The sequence below is a fragment of the Enterobacter asburiae genome (genome assembly GCF_024599655.1).
Taxonomy (GTDB): Bacteria; Pseudomonadota; Gammaproteobacteria; order Enterobacterales; family Enterobacteriaceae; genus Enterobacter; species Enterobacter asburiae_D.
In genome coordinates this window covers 140,990-158,538 of the sequence record NZ_CP102247.1, presented here as the reverse complement: position 1 = coordinate 158,538, position 17,549 = coordinate 140,990, and the positions used below count along the sequence as shown (strand labels likewise).

The window sequence follows — 17,549 nt, the reverse complement described above, 5'->3', positions numbered from 1 at the left end:
GCTCACGCGGTTAACGTGCTGATTGCCATCCAGAACACATGTGCGGCAACCTTCTGAAGGTTCCCAAACCGCCTAATTTTTACACTCCTCAAGTCGGTGGGAAGCCACTGACGATAAAAACGATGAGGGTGTAAAAATGAATCATGCGATTACGATGGGTATCTTCTGGCATTTGATAGGCGCTGCCAGTGCAGCCTGTTTCTATGCTCCGTTTAAAAAAGTGAGGGGCTGGTCTTGGGAAACCATGTGGTCCGTCGGCGGGATCGTCTCCTGGCTGATTTTGCCCTGGGCCATTAGCGCCATGCTGCTGCCCGATTTCTGGGGCTACTTCTCCTCCTTCAGCGCCTCCACCCTGCTGCCGGTGTTCCTGTTCGGCGCGATGTGGGGCGTCGGCAACATCAACTATGGCCTCACCATGCGCTATCTCGGCATGTCGATGGGTATTGGTATCGCGATTGGCATCACGCTGATCGTCGGTACCCTGATGACGCCAATTCTCAACGGCAACTTCGACGTGCTTGTTAATACTCAGGGTGGGCGGATGACGCTCCTGGGCGTGCTGGTGGCGGTCATTGGCGTAGGAATTGTGACTCGCGCGGGGCAGTTGAAAGAGCGCAAGATGGGCATTAAGGCCGAGGATTTTAACCTGAAGAAAGGCCTGCTGCTGGCGGTGATGTGCGGCATCTTCTCGGCCGGCATGTCGTTTGCCATGAACGCCGCCAAACCGATGCACGAAGCGGCCGCCGCGCTGGGCGTCGACCCGCTGTACGTTGCGCTGCCGAGCTATGTCGTGATTATGGGTGGCGGTGCGATGGTTAACCTGGGCTTCTGCTTTATTCGTCTGGCAAAAGTCAAAAACCTGTCGGTAAAAACCGACTTCTCGCTGGCAACATCGCTTATCATCACCAACGTGCTGCTCTCCGCGCTCGGCGGCCTGATGTGGTATTTGCAGTTCTTCTTCTACGCCTGGGGCCACGCCAGTATTCCGGCGCAGTACGACTACATAAGCTGGATGCTGCACATGAGCTTCTACGTACTTTGCGGCGGGCTGGTAGGGCTGGTGCTGAAAGAGTGGAAGAACGCCGGACGTCGTCCGGTTGGCGTACTGAGCCTCGGCTGCGTGGTGATTATTATCGCTGCCAATATCGTCGGCCTCGGCATGGCAAATTGATTACGACCCTTTTCGACTGCGATGACGCCACTGTACCGGCGTCATCCCCACCTCGCGGTTAAACACCACTGAAAAGTAGTTACTGTCCTCAAAGCCGCAGCACATCGCCACATCGCTGACCATCCACTCCGTATGCTGCAGGAGATATTGTGCATGGCAGATGCGCAGCTGGCGCAGATAGTGGTTCACCGTCATCCCGGTCAGAGTGCGAAACTGCTGGCGCAGCGCGCGCTCGCTGCACTGTTCCTGCTCGCAGAATTTCTCCAGTACAAAGTTTTTATTCAGGCTGCCCGCAAGCCGGGTGATGAGCTTATCCAGCAGCGCTTCCTGCGTCGTGGCGGAGGGGTTATCAGTGGCGTAACGGTGGCGCTTCAACGTCATCACCAGCTGGGCGAAAAGCAACTCCGCCAGCTGGTTAGCCACCGGGTCGTTTTTCTGACTCTCCTGCTCCAGTTGAGAAATAACCTGCCGGACCTGAGCCATGCCGTTACTGCTTAAGCGCCAGTGTGGAGAACCCTTAGCATCATGAAAGCCTGGAATGTTCGCGGCCCAGTCCACGTTAAGCCTGAGCCTGTCCGGACAGTAAATAACGTTCTGCAGCACCAGGTCGTTAACCGAGGCGTAGGAGTGTTTATCCTCCGCGCGAATATAGAACAGATCGCCGCGCGTAATGCGGTAGGGACGGTCGTTGAGGATGTGCAGGCCGTTACCGCGCCACACCAGCACCAGCTCGCAAAACTCGTGGGTATGTTCGGCAAACACGTCCTGCGGGTAGCGATCGGCCACCGTGACGGCCTGACTCGCGGAGGCATAAAAATCATCTTTGCGAAGAATTAACTGAGCAGCCACACCACGACCTCTACGCCGAATAACCTGTCACTATTAGCTTTTTTGCGGAAATAAAACGGTGACTGCCCTCGCGTTACTGAAGCATCGCGTCTTTCCCCTGACGAATATCGCGCGGCGACCAGCTAAATTCCCGGCGAAACAGCGTTGAAAAGTGATTGCTGTCGCCAAAACCGCAGCAGTAGGCAATATCTGTGACGCTTTCGTCGGTATGACGTAAAAGATGACGCGCTTTGATCAGGCGCAGGCGGTTAAGGTAGCGCTGCGGCGTCAGCCCGGTGTGCTGCTTAAGCTGGCGATGCAGGGTACGCAGCGACAGTGAAAAATCATCCGCCAGCGTTTCCCAGCAGACGTCCTCGGCGAAATGATCTTCCAGCCAGGCCATCAGATGGTTCAGGCGCGCGTTGTTATCTTCCAGCCCTTCCACCAGGCTGCTGCGGCGCAGCAGCACCAGAAGCTGCATAAACAGCAGTTCGCGCGTGGCAATGGCGTGCGTCTCCTGCCCGTCCTCACTCTTCTCCATCTGGCCCACCAGCTGACGCACCTGCTGCAGGATGGACTGATTCACCCGCCAGTGCGATGGATAGTGTCCGTCCTGCTCCTGGGGCAACAGCTGATTCAGCCCCGAAAGAAACTGGAACGCATCCGGGGAACGGTAGAGCACATTAGTCAGATACAGGTTGTCGGTATGTTCATACAGGTGCCGATCGTGGTCGCGCACGAAGCACACCGTACCGCCGCTGATGGTATAGGGCTGACCATTGAAGACATGAATCCCCGTCCCGCGCTCAACAATCACAATCTCATGAAAATCATGATGATGCTCCGGGAACGCAGCCTGAGGAAGCCGCGGCTCAATCGCGACAGGCGAACCTCCTGAAGGAAAAAAATCCACGCAGTGCAGTACGGTCATAACGGCCCCCACCAATGAAAAATGTTCTCAAAATAGTAATTAAGGCCTCCCTCGCTCACCTTCAATTTTTGGTAGTAAACCTCGCAAAAGCTGTCCATTTTTCAAGAAACAGGGGGAAAGATCGGGAAATGCGGCCAGCGTCACACTGCCTGAGGATCCCGCCGCTGCCGGAAACTGTGAACTCCCTCACATTCACCTTTGCTTTCTTGCCAGCGCGAGATTTGGCCTGTCAGTGGTGAGAAGGTGACTTTTTCTTCCCTTTTTTACACTCACCGCTAATGACTAAAGAAAGGACCCGACCATGACTTTTCGCCATTGTGTGGCTGTCGATTTAGGCGCATCCAGCGGCCGCGTAATGCTCGCGAGCTGGGACCGTGAGCAGCACACGCTTTCGCTTCGCGAAATGCACCGTTTCGCCAACTGCCTGCAAAAGCAGGACGGTTTTGAGGCCTGGGATATCGATGCCCTGGAGGCGGAGATCCGTATCGGACTGAACAACGTCTGCGACGATGGCATTCGCATCGACAGCATCGGCATCGATACCTGGGGCGTGGACTACGTTCTGCTTGATAGCCATGGCGAGCGTGTCGGCTTACCGGTGTCTTATCGCGACAGCCGCACCGACGGCCTGATGGCGCACGCTATCGCCCAGCTTGGCAAGGACAACATCTACGGGCGCAGCGGCATCCAGTTTCTGCCGTTTAACACGCTTTATCAGCTGCGTGCCCTGGTCGAGCAACAGCCGGAGCTGGTCGCGGACGTGGCTCATGCGCTGCTGATCCCGGACTACCTGAGCTATCGCCTGACCGGCAACATGAACTGGGAATATACCAACGCCACCACCACGCAGCTGGTCAATATCAACTCGGATAGCTGGGACGAACATCTGCTGGCCTGGACGGGGGCGTCGCCTTCCTGGTTCGGCACGCCAACCCACCCGGGCAATGTGATAGGTCACTGGATTTGCCCCCAGGGGAACGCAATCCCCGTCGTTGCCGTCGCCAGCCACGATACCGCCAGCGCGGTGATAGCGTCCCCACTTGCGAGTAAAGACGCGGCATACCTCTCGTCCGGCACCTGGTCGCTGATGGGCTTTGAGAGCAAAACCCCGTACGCCAGCGACGCCGCGATGGCCGCAAACATTACCAACGAAGGCGGTGCCGAAGGCCGCTACCGCGTACTGAAAAACATCATGGGGCTGTGGCTGCTCCAGCGGGTGCTGAAAGAGCAGAACATTACCGACCTGCCTGCGCTTATCGCCGAAACCGAGAAGCTGAAGGCCTGCACGTTCCTGATCAACCCGAACGATGACCGCTTTATCAACCCGGCGCATATGAGCGCCGAAATTCAGGCCGCCTGCGTTGAGGGCGGACAGCCGGTGCCGTCCAGCCCTTCCGAACTGGCGCGCTGCATTTTTGACAGCCTCGCCCTGCTGTATGCCGACATCCTCAGCGAGCTGGCGAGTCTTCGCGGAAAACCGTTCAGCCAGCTGCATATCGTGGGCGGCGGCTGCCAGAACCAGCTGCTAAACCAGCTCTGCGCGGATGCCTGCGGCATCACCGTGATAGCAGGTCCCGTGGAGGCCTCCACGCTCGGCAATATCGGCATCCAGCTGATGACCCTGGACGAACTTTCCAACGTTGACGACTTCCGTTCGGTGGTGGCGGCGAACGCCAGCCTGACCACCTTTACCCCCAATCCCTGCCGTGAAATTGCCCGCTTTCGGGCGCAGTTTCAGCAAAACCGACTGACTAAGGAGCTTTGCGCATGACCACTCAATTAGAACAAGCCTGGGGCCTGGCTAAACAGCGTTTCGCCGCCGTCGGCGTGGATGTCGAAGAGGCGCTGCGCCAGCTCGACCGTCTGCCCGTCTCCATGCACTGCTGGCAGGGCGATGACGTCGCCGGTTTCGAGAACCCGGGCGGTTCCCTGACGGGCGGTATTCAGGCCACGGGTAACTACCCTGGCAAAGCGCGTAACGCGACCGAACTGCGCGCCGACCTGGCGCTGGCGCTGAGCCTGATCCCGGGGCCAAAACGGCTGAACCTGCACGCGATTTATCTCGAATCCGACGAGCCGGTGGCGCGCAACGCAATCAAACCAGAACACTTTAAGAACTGGGTGGAGTGGGCCAAAGCCAACCGGCTGGGCCTGGACTTTAATCCGTCCTGCTTCTCACATCCGCTGAGCGCGGACGGTTTTACCCTCGCCCACGCGGACGACGACATCCGCCAGTTCTGGATCGACCACGTGAAGGCCAGCCGCCGCGTCTCGGCGTATTTCGGCGAGCAGCTCGGCACGCCGTCGGTGATGAACATCTGGATCCCGGACGGCATGAAGGACATCACCGTCGATCGTCTGGCTCCGCGCCAGCGCCTGCTGGCCGCGCTGGATGAGGCTCTCAGCGAGAAGCTGGACCCGGCGCACCACATCGACGCCGTAGAGAGCAAGCTGTTCGGCATTGGCGCCGAGAGCTATACCGTTGGCTCGAACGAGTTCTATATGGGTTACGCCACCAGCCGCCAGACCGCGCTGTGCCTGGATGCCGGCCACTTCCACCCGACCGAGGTGATCTCCGACAAAATCTCCGCCGCCATGCTCTACGTGCCGCGCCTGCTGCTGCACGTCAGCCGTCCGGTGCGCTGGGACAGCGACCATGTGGTGCTGCTGGATGACGAAACCCAGGCGATTGCCAGCGAAATCATCCGTCACGACCTCTTTGACCGCGTGCACATCGGCCTCGACTTCTTCGATGCCTCCATCAACCGCATCGCGGCGTGGGTTATCGGCACCCGCAACATGAAGAAAGCCCTGCTGCGCGCGCTGCTGGAGCCTGTCGCCGCGCTAAAACAGCTGGAGGCTAACGGCAACTACACCGCGCGTCTGGCGCTGCTGGAAGAGCAGAAATCCCTGCCGTGGCAGGCGGTGTGGGAGATGTATTGCCAGCGTAACGACGCCCCGGCGGGCAGCCAGTGGCTGGACAACGTGCGGGCGTACGAGAAAGACGTGTTGAGTCAGCGCGGGTAACTGCCCCCTCACCCCTGCCCTCTCCCCAAAGGGGAGAGGGAGCAAACCATCCCCTCGCCCCTTTGGGGAGAGGGTTAGGGTGAGGGGGAACTCTCACCGCGATAACTGGAAATGAAAACTATGCAGACCATCACCACTTCCTGGTTCGTCCAGGGCATGATCAAAGCCACCTCCGACGCCTGGCTGAAGGGCTGGGACGAGCGCAACGGCGGCAACCTGACGCTGCGCCTGGACGACGCGGATATCGAACCGTTCACGGCCGATTTCCACCAGACGCCGCGCTATATTGCGCTGAGCCAGCCGATGCCGCTGCTCGCCAACACACCGTTTATCGTTACCGGCTCCGGCAAGTTCTTCCGCAACGTCCAGCTCGACCCGCAGGCCAATCTCGGCGTGGTGAAGGTGGACAGCGACGGCGCGGGCTACCACATTCTGTGGGGCCTGACCGACGAGGCGGTGCCCACGTCTGAACTGCCGGCGCACTTCCTCTCCCACTGCGAGCGCATCAAGGCGACTCACGGCAAAGACCGCGTGATCATGCACTGCCACGCCACCAACCTGATCGCCCTGACCTACGTGCTGGAAAACAGCGCCGACTTCATCACCCGCAAGCTATGGGAAGGCAGCACCGAGTGTCTGGTGGTGTTCCCGGACGGCGTGGGCATTCTGCCGTGGATGGTGCCGGGTACCGACGAAATCGGCCAGGCAACCGCCGTGGATATGCAGAAGCATTCTCTGGTGCTGTGGCCGTTCCACGGCGTCTTCGGCAGCGGCCCAACGCTGGATGAAACCTTTGGCCTGATCGACACCGCCGAGAAATCAGCGGAAGTGCTGGTGAAGGTGTACTCCATGGGCGGCATGAAGCAAACCATCACCCGGGAAGAACTGATCGCACTGGGCAAACGCTTTGGCGTGAGCCCGTTGCGGTCCGCGCTGGATTTATACGCATAACGCTTTCGCAGGAAAAACGTTGATCGTTAAGGAAAATTATCATGAGCTTTATGTTGGCACTTCCAAAAATCAGCCTTCACGGCGCGGGCGCAATCGGCGATATGGTCAACCTGGTAGCAAACAAGCAGTGGGGAAAAGCGCTGATTGTCACCGACGGCCAGCTGGTAAAGCTGGGCCTGCTCGACAGCCTGTTTACCGCGCTGGACGCCCATCAGATGTCGTATCACCTGTTCGATGAGGTGTTCCCGAACCCGACGGAAGCGCTGGTGCAAAAAGGATTCTCGGCTTACCGGGACGCGGAGTGTGATTACGTGATTGCCTTCGGCGGCGGCAGCCCGATTGATACCGCCAAGGCGATTAAAATTCTCACCGCCAACCCCGGCCCGTCAACCGATTATTCCGGCGTCGGCAAGGTGAAAAACGCGGGCGTGCCGCTGGTGGCGATCAACACCACCGCAGGCACGGCGGCGGAGATGACCAGCAATGCGGTGATCATCGACTCCGCGCGTCAGGTGAAAGAGGTGATTATTGACCCGAACATCATCCCGGACATCGCCGTGGACGATGCCAGCGTGATGCTCGATATTCCCGCCTCCGTGACCGCCGCAACCGGTATGGATGCCTTGACCCACGCCATTGAAGCCTACGTGTCCGTTGGCGCGCATCCGCTGACCGACGCCAACGCGCTGGAAGCGATTCGCCTGATCAACCTGTGGCTGCCGGAAGCGGTCGACAACGGCCATAACCTTGAAGCGCGCGAGCAGATGGCGTTTGGTCAGTATCTGGCGGGCATGGCGTTTAACAGCGCCGGTCTGGGTCTGGTACACGCCCTGGCGCACCAGCCGGGCGCGACGCACAACCTGCCGCACGGCGTATGCAACGCCATTCTGCTGCCGATCGTTGAAAGCTTTAACCGCCCGAACGCAGTCGCACGCTTCGCCCGTGTAGCGCAGGCAATGGGCGTCGATACCCGCGGCATGAGCGATGAAGCCGCCAGCATGTCCGCCATTCAGGCGATTCGCGACCTGAGCGCCCGCGTCGGTATCCCTGCGGGCTTCAGCCAGCTCGGCGTCACCAAAGCCGATATTGAAGGCTGGTTGGATAAGGCCCTCGCCGACCCGTGCGCGCCGTGTAACCCGCGCACCGCCAGCCGTGAGGAAGTTCGCGAGCTCTATCTGGAGGCATTATGATCCGCAAAGCGTTTGTGATGCAGATGAACCCGGACGCGCACGAGGAGTACGCGCGTCGCCACAACCCGATTTGGCCCGAGCTTGAATCGGTGTTGAAAGACCATGGCGCACACCACTACGCCATTTATCTCGATAAAGCCCGCAACCTGCTGTTTGCGACCGTAGAGATTGAATCGGAGGAGCGCTGGAGCGCGGTAGCGAACACCGAGGTTTGCCAACGCTGGTGGAAACACATGCGGGATGTCATGCCGTCAAATTTGGATAATAGCCCGGTGAGTACCGAGCTGAACGAGGTGTTTTACCTGGCGTGAAGACGTAGCCGACATCCTCCTGCAGCGAGGATGTCGGACCCCTGTTAGTTTTGTTCCGCCACCAGCAGCGCGTGCGTATCCGGCTCCAGCGCCTTAAAGATATGCGGCAGATCGGCTGGATAACAGATGTAATCTCCCGGGCCGAGCTCTTCCGCCGCGTCAAGCAGACCAACCAGCGCCCGTCCCTGCGTCACAATAATATGCTCTACCGAACCCGGCGGATGCGGCTGGGAAATACGGTCTGCACCCGGCTGGGTCATCAGAAGATAGACATCGCGGCGCGCGCCAGGGGGGCATGCTGCCAGCAAAATGGCTTCATAGTTAGCCTGTCCAGCGACCACTTTCGTCCCTTCACCACGGCGGATCACCTGCGTGGTCGGCAACTGCGGCTCTAGCAGGCGGGCGAAAGGAATATCCAGCGCCACGCAAAGCGACCACAGCGTTTCCAGGCTAGGGTTACCGTTGCCGGACTCCAGTTGGGAAAGGGTGGATTTAGCGATCCCGGCGCGGCGGGCAATTTCCGCCAGTGAAAGCCCGGTTCGCAGGCGTTCCCGCACCAGACTTTTAGCGATCAGGCTGATTGGCTGCGTCATATAACGGCCTCTTTGTTCTATAAATCGAACGAATCGTTCATCTTGAAAAACACTTCTGTTGCGTTCATTATAATGGATACACGTTCGATATGGCTAAAAATGTATGAAGCATCATCTCTCTTGCCTGAAAGGCGACACCATAAAAGCAATCATCCTGGTCTGCCTCGCGGTTGGCGTGGTCGGGATGTCATACGGCTCCCTGGCGATGGCCTACGGTTTCCCGGTCTGGGTACCGTTTGTACTCTCCATCACCGTACTCGCGGGCGCGTCAGAGTTTATGTTTATCGGCATTGTGGCAAGCGGCGGTAACCCGCTGGCGGCTGCGGCCGCGGGGTTGCTGGTCAACGCGCGGCACGTGCCGTTTGGCGTGACGGTGCGTGAACTGGTGGGCAAGCGTGGCCTGAGCCTTTTAGGCTGCCACATCATGAACGACGAAAGCGTGGTCTTTGGCCTTTCGCAAAAAACGGCCGAACAGCGCAAAGCGGCGTACTGGTTATGTGGTTTAGGCGTGGCGATTGTCTGGCCGCTGGGGGCCCTGCTGGGCGCCATGGTCGGCAAACTGCTGCCGGACCCGGAAACCATTGGCCTGGACGCGGTATTCCCGGCCATATTGCTGGCGCTGGTGGTTCCCGCGTTTAAAAACCGTACCACGCTCATCCGCGCCTGCAGCGGTGCCGTTGTGTCGCTGGCCGCCGTGCCGTTTGCCCCGGTGGGATTACCGGTGCTGCTCTCTTTACTGGGTCTCGCTGCGAGGAAAAAATAATGGGAAATATGACGTTTTTTATTCTCGGCATCGCCATTTTGTCTGCTGGAACGTATCTGATGCGTCTTGGCGGGGCGAAACTGGGCAGCAGGCTGGCATTGTCAGAGCGTTCGCAGGCGCTGCTGTCAGATGCGGCAACGGTATTGCTGTTTTCCGTGGCGCTGGCGACCACGTTTTATGAAGGCGAACATTTCGCAGGAATGGCGCGCGTGCTGGGCGTGGCGTTTGCGGTATTTCTGGCCTGGAGAAAGATGCCGTTAATTGTGGTGATCGTAGCGGCGGCTGTGGTAACCGCGCTGCTGCGCGTGGCGGGCATAAACTAAAAAAGCGCCCCGAGGGCGCTCTTTCGACGGTGTGACAGCTTATTTAGTCAGTTCAGCGGTCATGTGTACGCGGTTACCTGAGAACGCCTGGGTAATTTTGTAAGATGACGCGCCGGCTTCCTGAGCCTGAGCCGCGATTTTCGCTTCTGCGCCATCAATGGTTGACGCGGTTGCGGTCACGGTCTGTGCAGCGAAAGAACCGAAAGAAGTAGCCAGAGCGATTACAGCGACAAAAGTTTTGATGCTTTTCATAATATAAACCCTTTCATTAAGTTGTTTAGGTAAGGCACCGTGCCTTGATGAGATAAATACTAGCCCTCATCCTGAACAACTAAAAGCGGAAGGATTTGCTATTATCATTCAAAATTATTGATTAACCATTAACCGCTGTGGATGGGTATAAACGGTCGCCCTTCCCGGCTTGCAGAAGCCCACCAGCGTCAGGTTGCAGCGCTCCGCCACCTCTACTGCCAGCGTGGTCGCCGCCGACACCGCAAACAGAATTTCCACACCGCACATCGCGGATTTTTGCACCATCTCATAGCTGGCGCGGCTGGAAACAAGCGCCGCGCCCTGCTGCCAGACGTCACTTTCACGCGCCCGGCGACCGAGCAGCTTATCCAGCGCCACGTGGCGGCCAACGTCCTCATGTCCGCCGGCAATATCGCCCGACGGCAACACCCATGCCGCCGCGTGCGTGCAGCCGCTCAGCTGGCCGATGGGCTGTACATCGTTCAGGTGCTCGAGCGCATGGTCGAGGTGAGCCAGATCAAAGGACTGAGTAAACGGCAGTGGCGCAACGGGTTTGCCAATATCATTGAGCTGCTCAACGCCACAGACGCCGCAGCCGGTACGGCCGGCCAGCGCACGGCGGCGCTCTTTCAGCCCCATAAAGCGGCGGCTGGAGAGTTCGATTTGCACTTCAAGGCCGTTGCACGCCTGCACCACGTCCATGCCGTAGATCTCCTGCGGATGGTCGATGATGCCTTCCGAGAGGGAAAAACCGATGGCGAACAGCTCAAGATCCTTCGGCGAAGCCATCATCACCACGTGGGAGATACCGTTGTAAACGAGCGCAACGGGCACCTCTTCCGCCAGAAAATCCGGCGTGGCATGGGTGATGTGGGGCGGTCTGTGTACCGACAGTTCCACAATGCCCGCAGGCAGTGGTGACGAGTGGGGAGCACGGTTTTGTTTAGACACAGCGGTATTCCTGAACAACCACGGAGGTGAGCCTGCTATTGCAGCATAATCCACAGGCGTTACGCATAGTATGGATCAACTTTTCAACAATCATTCTCCTACTCATTTAGAAGGGGTGCAACCCGACACCCGCTACACCCCTTTAACAAGCGGAGCTGTTAATGTGATCGATATCACACTTTATAATCAACATGGTGATAATACGTTCACTTTGTATTAACGCCATTAGAACAGCTGTACCGACATTGTGGTATTCTGATGATATCCCTCGTGGAATTGAGGGATTAACGCAAATTTTTTTCCTTTGCGGTCAATCTTCAGCCGCGAAGTCAAAACTACATATGTAAGCAATGTCGAAACAAGGAGTGACCCATGCAGGTCAGCAGAAGGCAGTTCTTTAAGATCTGCGCTGGCGGTATGGCAGGCACCACGGCAGCGGCACTGGGCTTTGCGCCCGGCGTAGCGCTGGCGGAAACGCGGCAGTATAAACTGCTGCGCACCCGTGAAACCCGTAATACCTGTACGTACTGCTCTGTCGGTTGCGGGCTGTTGATGTATAGCCTCGGCGACGGTGCTAAAAACGCCAAAGCGTCTATTTTCCATATCGAAGGCGACCCGGATCATCCGGTCAACCGCGGCGCATTGTGCCCGAAAGGGGCCGGTCTGGTGGACTTTATCCACTCCGAAAGCCGCCTCAAATTCCCTGAATATCGCGCGCCTGGCTCCGACAAATGGCAGCAAATCAGCTGGGAAGAGGCGTTCGACCGCATCGCAAAACACATTAAAGAAGACCGCGATGCCAACTTTGTTGAGAAGAACGCCGACGGCGTTACGGTCAACCGCTGGCTCTCCACCGGGATGCTGTGTGCCTCTGCTTCCAGCAACGAAACAGGCTATTTAACCCAGAAATTTACGCGCGCACTCGGTATGCTCGCGGTCGACAACCAGGCGCGTGTCTGACACGGACCAACGGTAGCAAGTCTTGCTCCAACATTTGGTCGCGGTGCGATGACCAACCACTGGGTCGACATCAAGAACGCCAACCTCATTGTGGTGATGGGCGGTAACGCCGCTGAAGCGCACCCTGTCGGGTTCCGCTGGGCGATGGAAGCCAAAATCCACAACGGTGCGAAACTGATTGTGATCGATCCCCGCTTTACGCGTACTGCGTCAGTGGCGGATTTCTACACCCCTATTCGTTCAGGTACTGACATCACTTTCCTGTCAGGCGTATTGCTGTACCTGATGACCAACGAAAAATATAACCGCGAATACACCGAAGCCTATACCAACGCCAGCCTGATCGTGCGTGAGGATTACCACTTCGAAGATGGCCTGTTCAGCGGTTACGACGCCGAAAAACGCAAATACGACAAAACCAGCTGGAACTACGAGCTGGATGAAAAAGGCTTTGCGAAGCGCGATACCACCCTGCAACACCCGCGCTGTGTGTGGAACCTGCTGAAAGAGCACGTATCCCGCTACACGCCGGAGGTTGTCGAAAACATCTGCGGGACGCCGAAGGCAGACTTCCTGAAGGTGTGCGAGCTGATCGCAGAAACCAGCGCGAAAGACAAAACCGCATCGTTCCTGTACGCCCTCGGCTGGACGCAGCACTCCATCGGTGCGCAGAACATCCGTACCATGGCGATGGTTCAGCTCCTGCTCGGCAACATGGGGATGGCAGGCGGCGGCGTGAACGCCCTGCGCGGTCACTCCAACATTCAGGGTCTGACCGACCTCGGCCTGCTGTCTCAAAGCCTGCCGGGTTACATGAACCTGCCAAGCGAGAAACAGACCGATCTGCAAACCTACCTGACGGCCAGCACGCCTAAACCGCTGCTCGAAGGCCAGGTGAACTACTGGGGCAACTATCCGAAGTTCTTCGTCTCAATGATGAAAGCCTTCTTCGGCGACAAAGCGACGGCGGAAAACAGCTGGGGCTTTGACTGGCTGCCGAAGTGGGACAAAGGCTACGACGTTCTGCAGTATTTCGAGATGATGCACCAGGGCAAAGTGAACGGCTATCTGTGCCAGGGCTTTAACCCGGTTGCCTCGTTCCCGAACAAGAACAAGGTTGTTGAGTCGCTGTCGAAGCTGAAGTTCCTGGTGACGATTGACCCGCTCAATACCGAGACCTCGACCTTCTGGCAGAACCACGGTGAATCGAACGACGTCGATCCATCGAAGATTCAGACCGAAGTGTTCCGTCTGCCGTCTACCTGCTTCGCGGAAGAGAACGGTTCTATCGTCAACTCCGGACGCTGGCTGCAGTGGCACTGGAAAGGCGCGGACGCCCCGGGCATCGCCATGAACGACGGCGAGATCCTGGCCGGCATCTTCTTACGCCTGCGTAAGATGTATGCGGCAGAAGGCGGCGCGAACCCGGAACCGGTGCTGAACATGACCTGGAACTACTCGACGCCGGAAAACCCTGCCCCAGAAGAAGTGGCGATGGAGAGCAACGGTAAGGCGCTGGCGGACGTTATCGACCCGGCCACCGGTACCGTGCTGGCGAAGAAAGGCGATCAGCTCAGCACCTTCGCGCACCTGCGCGATGACGGCACGACCTCCAGCGGCTGCTGGATTTTTGCCGGTAGCTGGACGCCGAAAGGCAACCAGATGGCCAACCGCGATAACGCCGACCCGTCGGGCCTCGGCAATACGCTGGGCTGGGCATGGGCGTGGCCGCTCAACCGCCGCATCCTCTACAACCGCGCATCCGCTGACCCGCAGGGCAACCCGTGGGATCCGAAGCGTCAGCTTCTGAAGTGGGACGGCGCGAAATGGGGCGGCGTGGATATTCCGGACTACAGCACTGCCGCACCGGGCAGCGACGTTGGGCCGTTTATCATGCAGCCTGAAGGGATGGGACGCCTGTTTGCTATCGATAAGATGGCGGAAGGTCCGTTCCCGGAACACTACGAGCCGTTTGAGACGCCGCTGGGCACCAACCCGCTGCACCCGAACGTGGTCTCTAACCCGGCAGCCCGTATCTTTAAGGGCGATTTCGAAGCGCTGGGTAAAAAGGACAAGTTCCCGTACGTGGGTACCACCTACCGTCTGACCGAGCACTTCCACTACTGGACCAAGCACGCGCTGCTTAACGCCATCGCGCAGCCGGAACAGTTTGTAGAGATCGGCGAGAAGCTGGCGGGCAAGCTCGGCATCGCCCATGGCGATACCGTGAAGGTCTCCTCTAACCGCGGCTATATTAAAGCCAAGGCGGTGGTGACCAAGCGTATCCGCACGCTGAACGTTCACGGTCAGCAGGTGGATACCATCGGTATTCCGATCCACTGGGGCTATGAGGGCGTGGCGAAGAAAGGGTTCATTGCGAACACCCTGACGCCGTTCGTCGGCGATGCGAACACGCAGACGCCGGAGTTTAAGGCCTTCCTCGTGAACGTGGAAAAGGTGTAACGGAGACGACTTATGGCTTATCAATCTCAAGACATTATCCGTCGTTCCGCGACAAACAGTTTCACGCCCGCGCCTCAGGCGCGGGACCACCAGCAGGAAGTGGCGAAGCTTATCGACGTGACCACCTGTATCGGCTGTAAAGCCTGTCAGGTGGCGTGCTCGGAGTGGAACGATCTGCGTGACGAAGTGGGTCACAACGTCGGGGTGTATGACAACCCGGCGGACCTGACCGCCAAGTCCTGGACGGTGATGCGTTTCTCGGAAGTGGAGCAGAACGACAAACTGGAATGGCTTATCCGCAAAGACGGCTGTATGCACTGTGCGGATCCGGGCTGCCTGAAGGCATGTCCGTCAGAAGGGGCTATCATTCAGTATGCCAACGGCATCGTCGACTTCCAGTCCGAACAGTGCATCGGCTGTGGCTACTGCATCGCGGGCTGTCCGTTCGACGTACCGCGCCTGAACCCGGAAGACAACCGCGTCTACAAATGCACGCTGTGCGTTGACCGCGTCACCGTCGGCCAGGAGCCAGCGTGCGTGAAGACCTGCCCAACCGGCGCTATCCACTTTGGCTCCAAAGAGGATATGAAAACGCTGGCGGCAGAGCGCGTGGGCGAGCTGAAAACACGTGGTTACGACAACGCGGGCCTGTACGATCCGGCCGGAGTTGGCGGTACGCACGTGATGTACGTGCTGCACCACGCCGACAAGCCGAACCTGTATCACGGCCTGCCGGAGAACCCGGAAATCAGCGCCACCGTGAAGTTCTGGAAAGGCATCTGGAAACCGCTGGCAGCGGTCGGTTTTGCTGCCACCTTCGCAGCGAGCATCTTCCACTACGTCGGCGTTGGTCCGAACCGCGCGGAAGAGGAAGACGACAACCTGCATGAAGAGAAAGACGAGGTGCGCAAATGAGAAAACGTGACACCATCGTGCGCTACACCGCGCCGGAACGCATCAACCACTGGGTCACCGCCTTCTGCTTCATGCTGGCGGCGATAAGCGGGCTGGGGTTCTTCTTCCCATCCTTCAACTGGCTGATGCAGATCATGGGGACACCACAGCTGGCGCGTATTCTGCACCCGTTTGTGGGTGTCATCATGTTCGCGTCGTTTATCATCATGTTTTTCCGCTACTGGCACCATAACCTAATCAATCGGGATGATATCTTTTGGGCGAAGAATATTCGTAAGATCGTCGTCAACGAGGAAGTGGGTGATACCGGGCGTTATAACTTCGGCCAGAAATGCGTATTCTGGGCGGCGATTATCTTCCTGGTCCTGTTGCTGGTAAGCGGCGTGATCATCTGGCGTCCGTACTTTGCGCCTGCTTTCTCAATCCCGGTGATCCGATTCGCGCTGATGTTGCATTCATTTGCCGCAGTGGCGTTAATTGTGGTTATCATGGTGCATATCTACGCCGCCCTCTGGGTGAAAGGCACCATTACCGCGATGGTGGAAGGATGGGTAACCAGTACGTGGGCGAAGAAACATCACCCGCGCTGGTACCGAGAGGTCCGCCAGAAACAGGAAAAGTCATCTGAATGAGTATTCGCATAATCCCGCAAGATGAGCTGGGGTCGAGCGAGAAACGCACGGCGGATTATATTCCGCCGTTGTTATTCCCCAGACTCAAGAACCTCTACAACCGCCGCGCAGAGCGTCTGCGCGAGCTGGCAGAGAACAACCCGCTGGGTGATTTTCTGCGCTTTGCCGCGCTGGTTGCCCACGCGCAGGAAGTGGTGCTGTACGACCACCCGCTGCAAATGGATCTGACCGCGCGCATCAAAGAAGCCAACGCGCAGGGCAAGCCGCCGCTGGACATTCACGTCCTCCCGCGCGACAAGCACTGGCAAAAGCTGCTGCATTCGCTGATTGCCGAGCTGAAGCCGGAGATGAGCGGCACCGCGCTGGCGGTCATTGAGAATCTGGAAAAAGCCTCTGACCTGGAGCTGGAAGAGATGGCGAGCGCGCTGTTTGCCTCTGACTTCTCTCTGGTCAGCAGCGATAAAGCGCCATTTATCTGGGCTGCGCTGTCGCTCTACTGGGCGCAAATGGCCAGCCTGATCCCTGGCAAAGCCCGCGCCGAATACGGTGAAGCGCGCCAGTTCTGCCCGGTCTGCGGCTCCATGCCGGTATCGAGCATGGTGCAAATCGGCACCACTCAGGGGCTGCGCTACCTGCACTGCAACCTGTGTGAAACCGAGTGGCACGTGGTGCGCATCAAGTGCAGCAACTGCGAGCAGACCCGCGATCTGAACTACTGGTCGCTGGAAAATGAAGAAGCGGCGGTGAAAGCGGAAAGCTGCGGCGACTGCGGGACCTACCTGAAGATTCTGTATCAGGAAAAAGACCCGAAAGTCGAAGCGGTGGCCGACGATCTCGCCTCGCTGATTCTGGACGCGAAGATGGAGCAGGAGGGCTTTGCCCGCAGCTCGATCAACCCGTTCCTGTTCCCGGGTGAAGGGGAGTAATTTCCTCTGACAGTGCCGGGCGGCGCGAGCTTGCCCGGCCTACAGCTGGTAAGGTGAAACGACCCCGGTGATGCCCGAAAAGTCTTTCGTGCCTGAGATTATCCAGCCGTAGAATCACGACATCAGATGTACCGATAAGTATTCTGCCCATATCAGGGCCCGCCAAAGAACTCATATCCCCCCTGACTATTTCATCCCTGATTATTTCCAGGCAAGGCATACGCTTTACAGGTGTGGCTGAAGCAGATAATAAAAACATGACTCACCTTTGCGGGCCGCTTTCCGGTTTTTTGTCCTCGACAATATTCTTGTTTTCTTTTGAATCAAACCAGGTCATAAAACTGTATATCCATACAGTTAAA

The 17,549-nt window shown here is 58.0% G+C and carries 17 protein-coding genes; 12 read left to right on the top strand and 5 right to left on the bottom strand.

Annotated elements, in window-relative coordinates; genetic code table 11:
- The first annotated feature begins 136 nt into the window (after positions 1 to 136).
- Entirely contained in the window at positions 137 to 1,171 is a 1,035-nt protein-coding gene (gene rhaT, locus NQ230_RS00730; protein ID WP_257259551.1) for an L-rhamnose/proton symporter RhaT, read from the top strand.
- On the opposite strand, the gene rhaR is transcribed toward rhaT, so the two are convergent.
- Positions 1,172 to 2,020 carry an HTH-type transcriptional activator RhaR gene (rhaR, locus tag NQ230_RS00725; RefSeq protein WP_121423271.1) on the bottom strand — a complete coding sequence of 283 codons (849 nt, stop codon included), beginning with the start codon at positions 2,018 to 2,020 and terminating at the stop codon, positions 1,172 to 1,174.
- A gap of 73 nt (positions 2,021 to 2,093) precedes the next feature.
- Positions 2,094 to 2,930, bottom strand: coding sequence for an HTH-type transcriptional activator RhaS (rhaS, locus tag NQ230_RS00720; RefSeq protein ID WP_121423270.1), 837 nt, complete (start codon positions 2,928 to 2,930; stop codon positions 2,094 to 2,096).
- Positions 2,931 to 3,231: 301 nt separating this feature from the next.
- Here rhaS and rhaB point away from each other — a divergent pair, with 301 nt between their 5' ends.
- The 5 genes from rhaB (at position 3,232) to rhaM (ending at position 8,409) form a co-directional block, all read left to right on the top strand.
- Positions 3,232 to 4,701 carry a rhamnulokinase gene (rhaB, locus tag NQ230_RS00715; protein ID WP_257259549.1) on the top strand — a complete coding sequence of 490 codons (1,470 nt, stop codon included), beginning with the start codon at positions 3,232 to 3,234 and terminating at the stop codon, positions 4,699 to 4,701.
- Positions 4,698 to 5,957 carry an L-rhamnose isomerase gene (rhaA, locus tag NQ230_RS00710; protein ID WP_257259548.1) on the top strand — a complete coding sequence of 420 codons (1,260 nt, stop codon included), beginning with the start codon at positions 4,698 to 4,700 and terminating at the stop codon, positions 5,955 to 5,957. Before rhaB ends, rhaA begins: the two co-directional genes overlap by 4 nt.
- Before the next feature lie 120 nt (positions 5,958 to 6,077).
- Complete coding sequence (gene rhaD / locus NQ230_RS00705) at positions 6,078 to 6,908, top strand: rhamnulose-1-phosphate aldolase (RefSeq protein WP_257261286.1); 831 nt, start codon at positions 6,078 to 6,080, stop codon at positions 6,906 to 6,908.
- Between the two features lie 41 nt (positions 6,909 to 6,949).
- Complete coding sequence (gene fucO / locus NQ230_RS00700; protein ID WP_257259546.1) at positions 6,950 to 8,098, top strand: lactaldehyde reductase; 1,149 nt, start codon at positions 6,950 to 6,952, stop codon at positions 8,096 to 8,098.
- Complete coding sequence (gene rhaM, locus NQ230_RS00695; RefSeq protein WP_257259544.1) at positions 8,095 to 8,409, top strand: L-rhamnose mutarotase; 315 nt, start codon at positions 8,095 to 8,097, stop codon at positions 8,407 to 8,409. The genes fucO and rhaM overlap by 4 nt, the downstream gene beginning before the upstream one ends.
- A 44-nt stretch (positions 8,410 to 8,453) precedes the next feature.
- Here rhaM and NQ230_RS00690 read toward each other — a convergent pair whose 3' ends face one another.
- Positions 8,454 to 9,002 (bottom strand): helix-turn-helix domain-containing protein, encoded by a 549-nt coding sequence (locus NQ230_RS00690; RefSeq protein ID WP_257259543.1) that lies wholly within the window; start codon positions 9,000 to 9,002, stop codon positions 8,454 to 8,456.
- A 103-nt stretch (positions 9,003 to 9,105) separates the two neighbouring features.
- Here NQ230_RS00690 and NQ230_RS00685 point away from each other — a divergent pair, with 103 nt between their 5' ends.
- Complete coding sequence (locus NQ230_RS00685; protein WP_032662709.1) at positions 9,106 to 9,765, top strand: AzlC family ABC transporter permease; 660 nt, start codon at positions 9,106 to 9,108, stop codon at positions 9,763 to 9,765.
- Positions 9,765 to 10,088 (top strand): AzlD domain-containing protein, encoded by a 324-nt coding sequence (locus NQ230_RS00680; protein ID WP_024909205.1) that lies wholly within the window; start codon positions 9,765 to 9,767, stop codon positions 10,086 to 10,088. Before NQ230_RS00685 ends, NQ230_RS00680 begins: the two co-directional genes overlap by 1 nt.
- A 39-nt stretch (positions 10,089 to 10,127) precedes the next feature.
- Here NQ230_RS00680 and NQ230_RS00675 read toward each other — a convergent pair whose 3' ends face one another.
- Positions 10,128 to 10,340 carry a YdgH/BhsA/McbA family protein gene (locus tag NQ230_RS00675; RefSeq protein WP_023309747.1) on the bottom strand — a complete coding sequence of 71 codons (213 nt, stop codon included), beginning with the start codon at positions 10,338 to 10,340 and terminating at the stop codon, positions 10,128 to 10,130.
- Positions 10,341 to 10,454: 114 nt separating this feature from the next.
- Positions 10,455 to 11,291 (bottom strand): formate dehydrogenase accessory sulfurtransferase FdhD, encoded by an 837-nt coding sequence (gene fdhD, locus NQ230_RS00670; protein ID WP_213822974.1) that lies wholly within the window; start codon positions 11,289 to 11,291, stop codon positions 10,455 to 10,457.
- Positions 11,292 to 11,663: 372 nt separating this feature from the next.
- Between fdhD and fdnG the strand changes: the two genes are divergently transcribed.
- Genes fdnG through fdhE form a run of 4 tightly spaced genes read left to right on the top strand, consistent with a single transcriptional unit; the run spans position 11,664 to position 17,187 of the window.
- Complete coding sequence (fdnG, locus tag NQ230_RS00665; RefSeq protein ID WP_121423257.1) at positions 11,664 to 14,714, top strand: formate dehydrogenase-N subunit alpha; 3,051 nt, start codon at positions 11,664 to 11,666, stop codon at positions 14,712 to 14,714.
- A gap of 12 nt (positions 14,715 to 14,726) precedes the next feature.
- Positions 14,727 to 15,629 (top strand): formate dehydrogenase subunit beta, encoded by a 903-nt coding sequence (fdxH, locus tag NQ230_RS00660; protein WP_010436855.1) that lies wholly within the window; start codon positions 14,727 to 14,729, stop codon positions 15,627 to 15,629.
- A complete protein-coding gene (gene fdoI / locus NQ230_RS00655) occupies positions 15,626 to 16,261 on the top strand; it encodes a formate dehydrogenase cytochrome b556 subunit (RefSeq protein ID WP_008501832.1) in 636 nt (211 codons plus the stop codon). The genes fdxH and fdoI overlap by 4 nt, the downstream gene beginning before the upstream one ends.
- Complete coding sequence (fdhE, locus tag NQ230_RS00650) at positions 16,258 to 17,187, top strand: formate dehydrogenase accessory protein FdhE (protein WP_010436850.1); 930 nt, start codon at positions 16,258 to 16,260, stop codon at positions 17,185 to 17,187. The genes fdoI and fdhE overlap by 4 nt, the downstream gene beginning before the upstream one ends.
- Positions 17,188 to 17,549 lie beyond the last annotated feature (362 nt).

Coding starts and splice junctions, on each gene's coding strand:
- rhaT (WP_257259551.1), top strand. CDS start 137: ATGAATCATGCGATTACGATGGGTATCTTCTGGCATTTGATAGGCGCT.
- rhaS (WP_121423270.1), bottom strand. CDS start 2,930: ATGACCGTACTGCACTGCGTGGATTTTTTTCCTTCAGGAGGTTCGCCT.
- rhaB (WP_257259549.1), top strand. CDS start 3,232: ATGACTTTTCGCCATTGTGTGGCTGTCGATTTAGGCGCATCCAGCGGC.
- rhaA (WP_257259548.1), top strand. CDS start 4,698: ATGACCACTCAATTAGAACAAGCCTGGGGCCTGGCTAAACAGCGTTTC.
- rhaD (WP_257261286.1), top strand. CDS start 6,078: ATGCAGACCATCACCACTTCCTGGTTCGTCCAGGGCATGATCAAAGCC.
- fucO (WP_257259546.1), top strand. CDS start 6,950: ATGAGCTTTATGTTGGCACTTCCAAAAATCAGCCTTCACGGCGCGGGC.
- rhaM (WP_257259544.1), top strand. CDS start 8,095: ATGATCCGCAAAGCGTTTGTGATGCAGATGAACCCGGACGCGCACGAG.
- NQ230_RS00690 (WP_257259543.1), bottom strand. CDS start 9,002: ATGACGCAGCCAATCAGCCTGATCGCTAAAAGTCTGGTGCGGGAACGC.
- NQ230_RS00685 (WP_032662709.1), top strand. CDS start 9,106: ATGAAGCATCATCTCTCTTGCCTGAAAGGCGACACCATAAAAGCAATC.
- NQ230_RS00680 (WP_024909205.1), top strand. CDS start 9,765: ATGGGAAATATGACGTTTTTTATTCTCGGCATCGCCATTTTGTCTGCT.
- NQ230_RS00675 (WP_023309747.1), bottom strand. CDS start 10,340: ATGAAAAGCATCAAAACTTTTGTCGCTGTAATCGCTCTGGCTACTTCT.
- fdxH (WP_010436855.1), top strand. CDS start 14,727: ATGGCTTATCAATCTCAAGACATTATCCGTCGTTCCGCGACAAACAGT.
- fdoI (WP_008501832.1), top strand. CDS start 15,626: ATGAGAAAACGTGACACCATCGTGCGCTACACCGCGCCGGAACGCATC.
- fdhE (WP_010436850.1), top strand. CDS start 16,258: ATGAGTATTCGCATAATCCCGCAAGATGAGCTGGGGTCGAGCGAGAAA.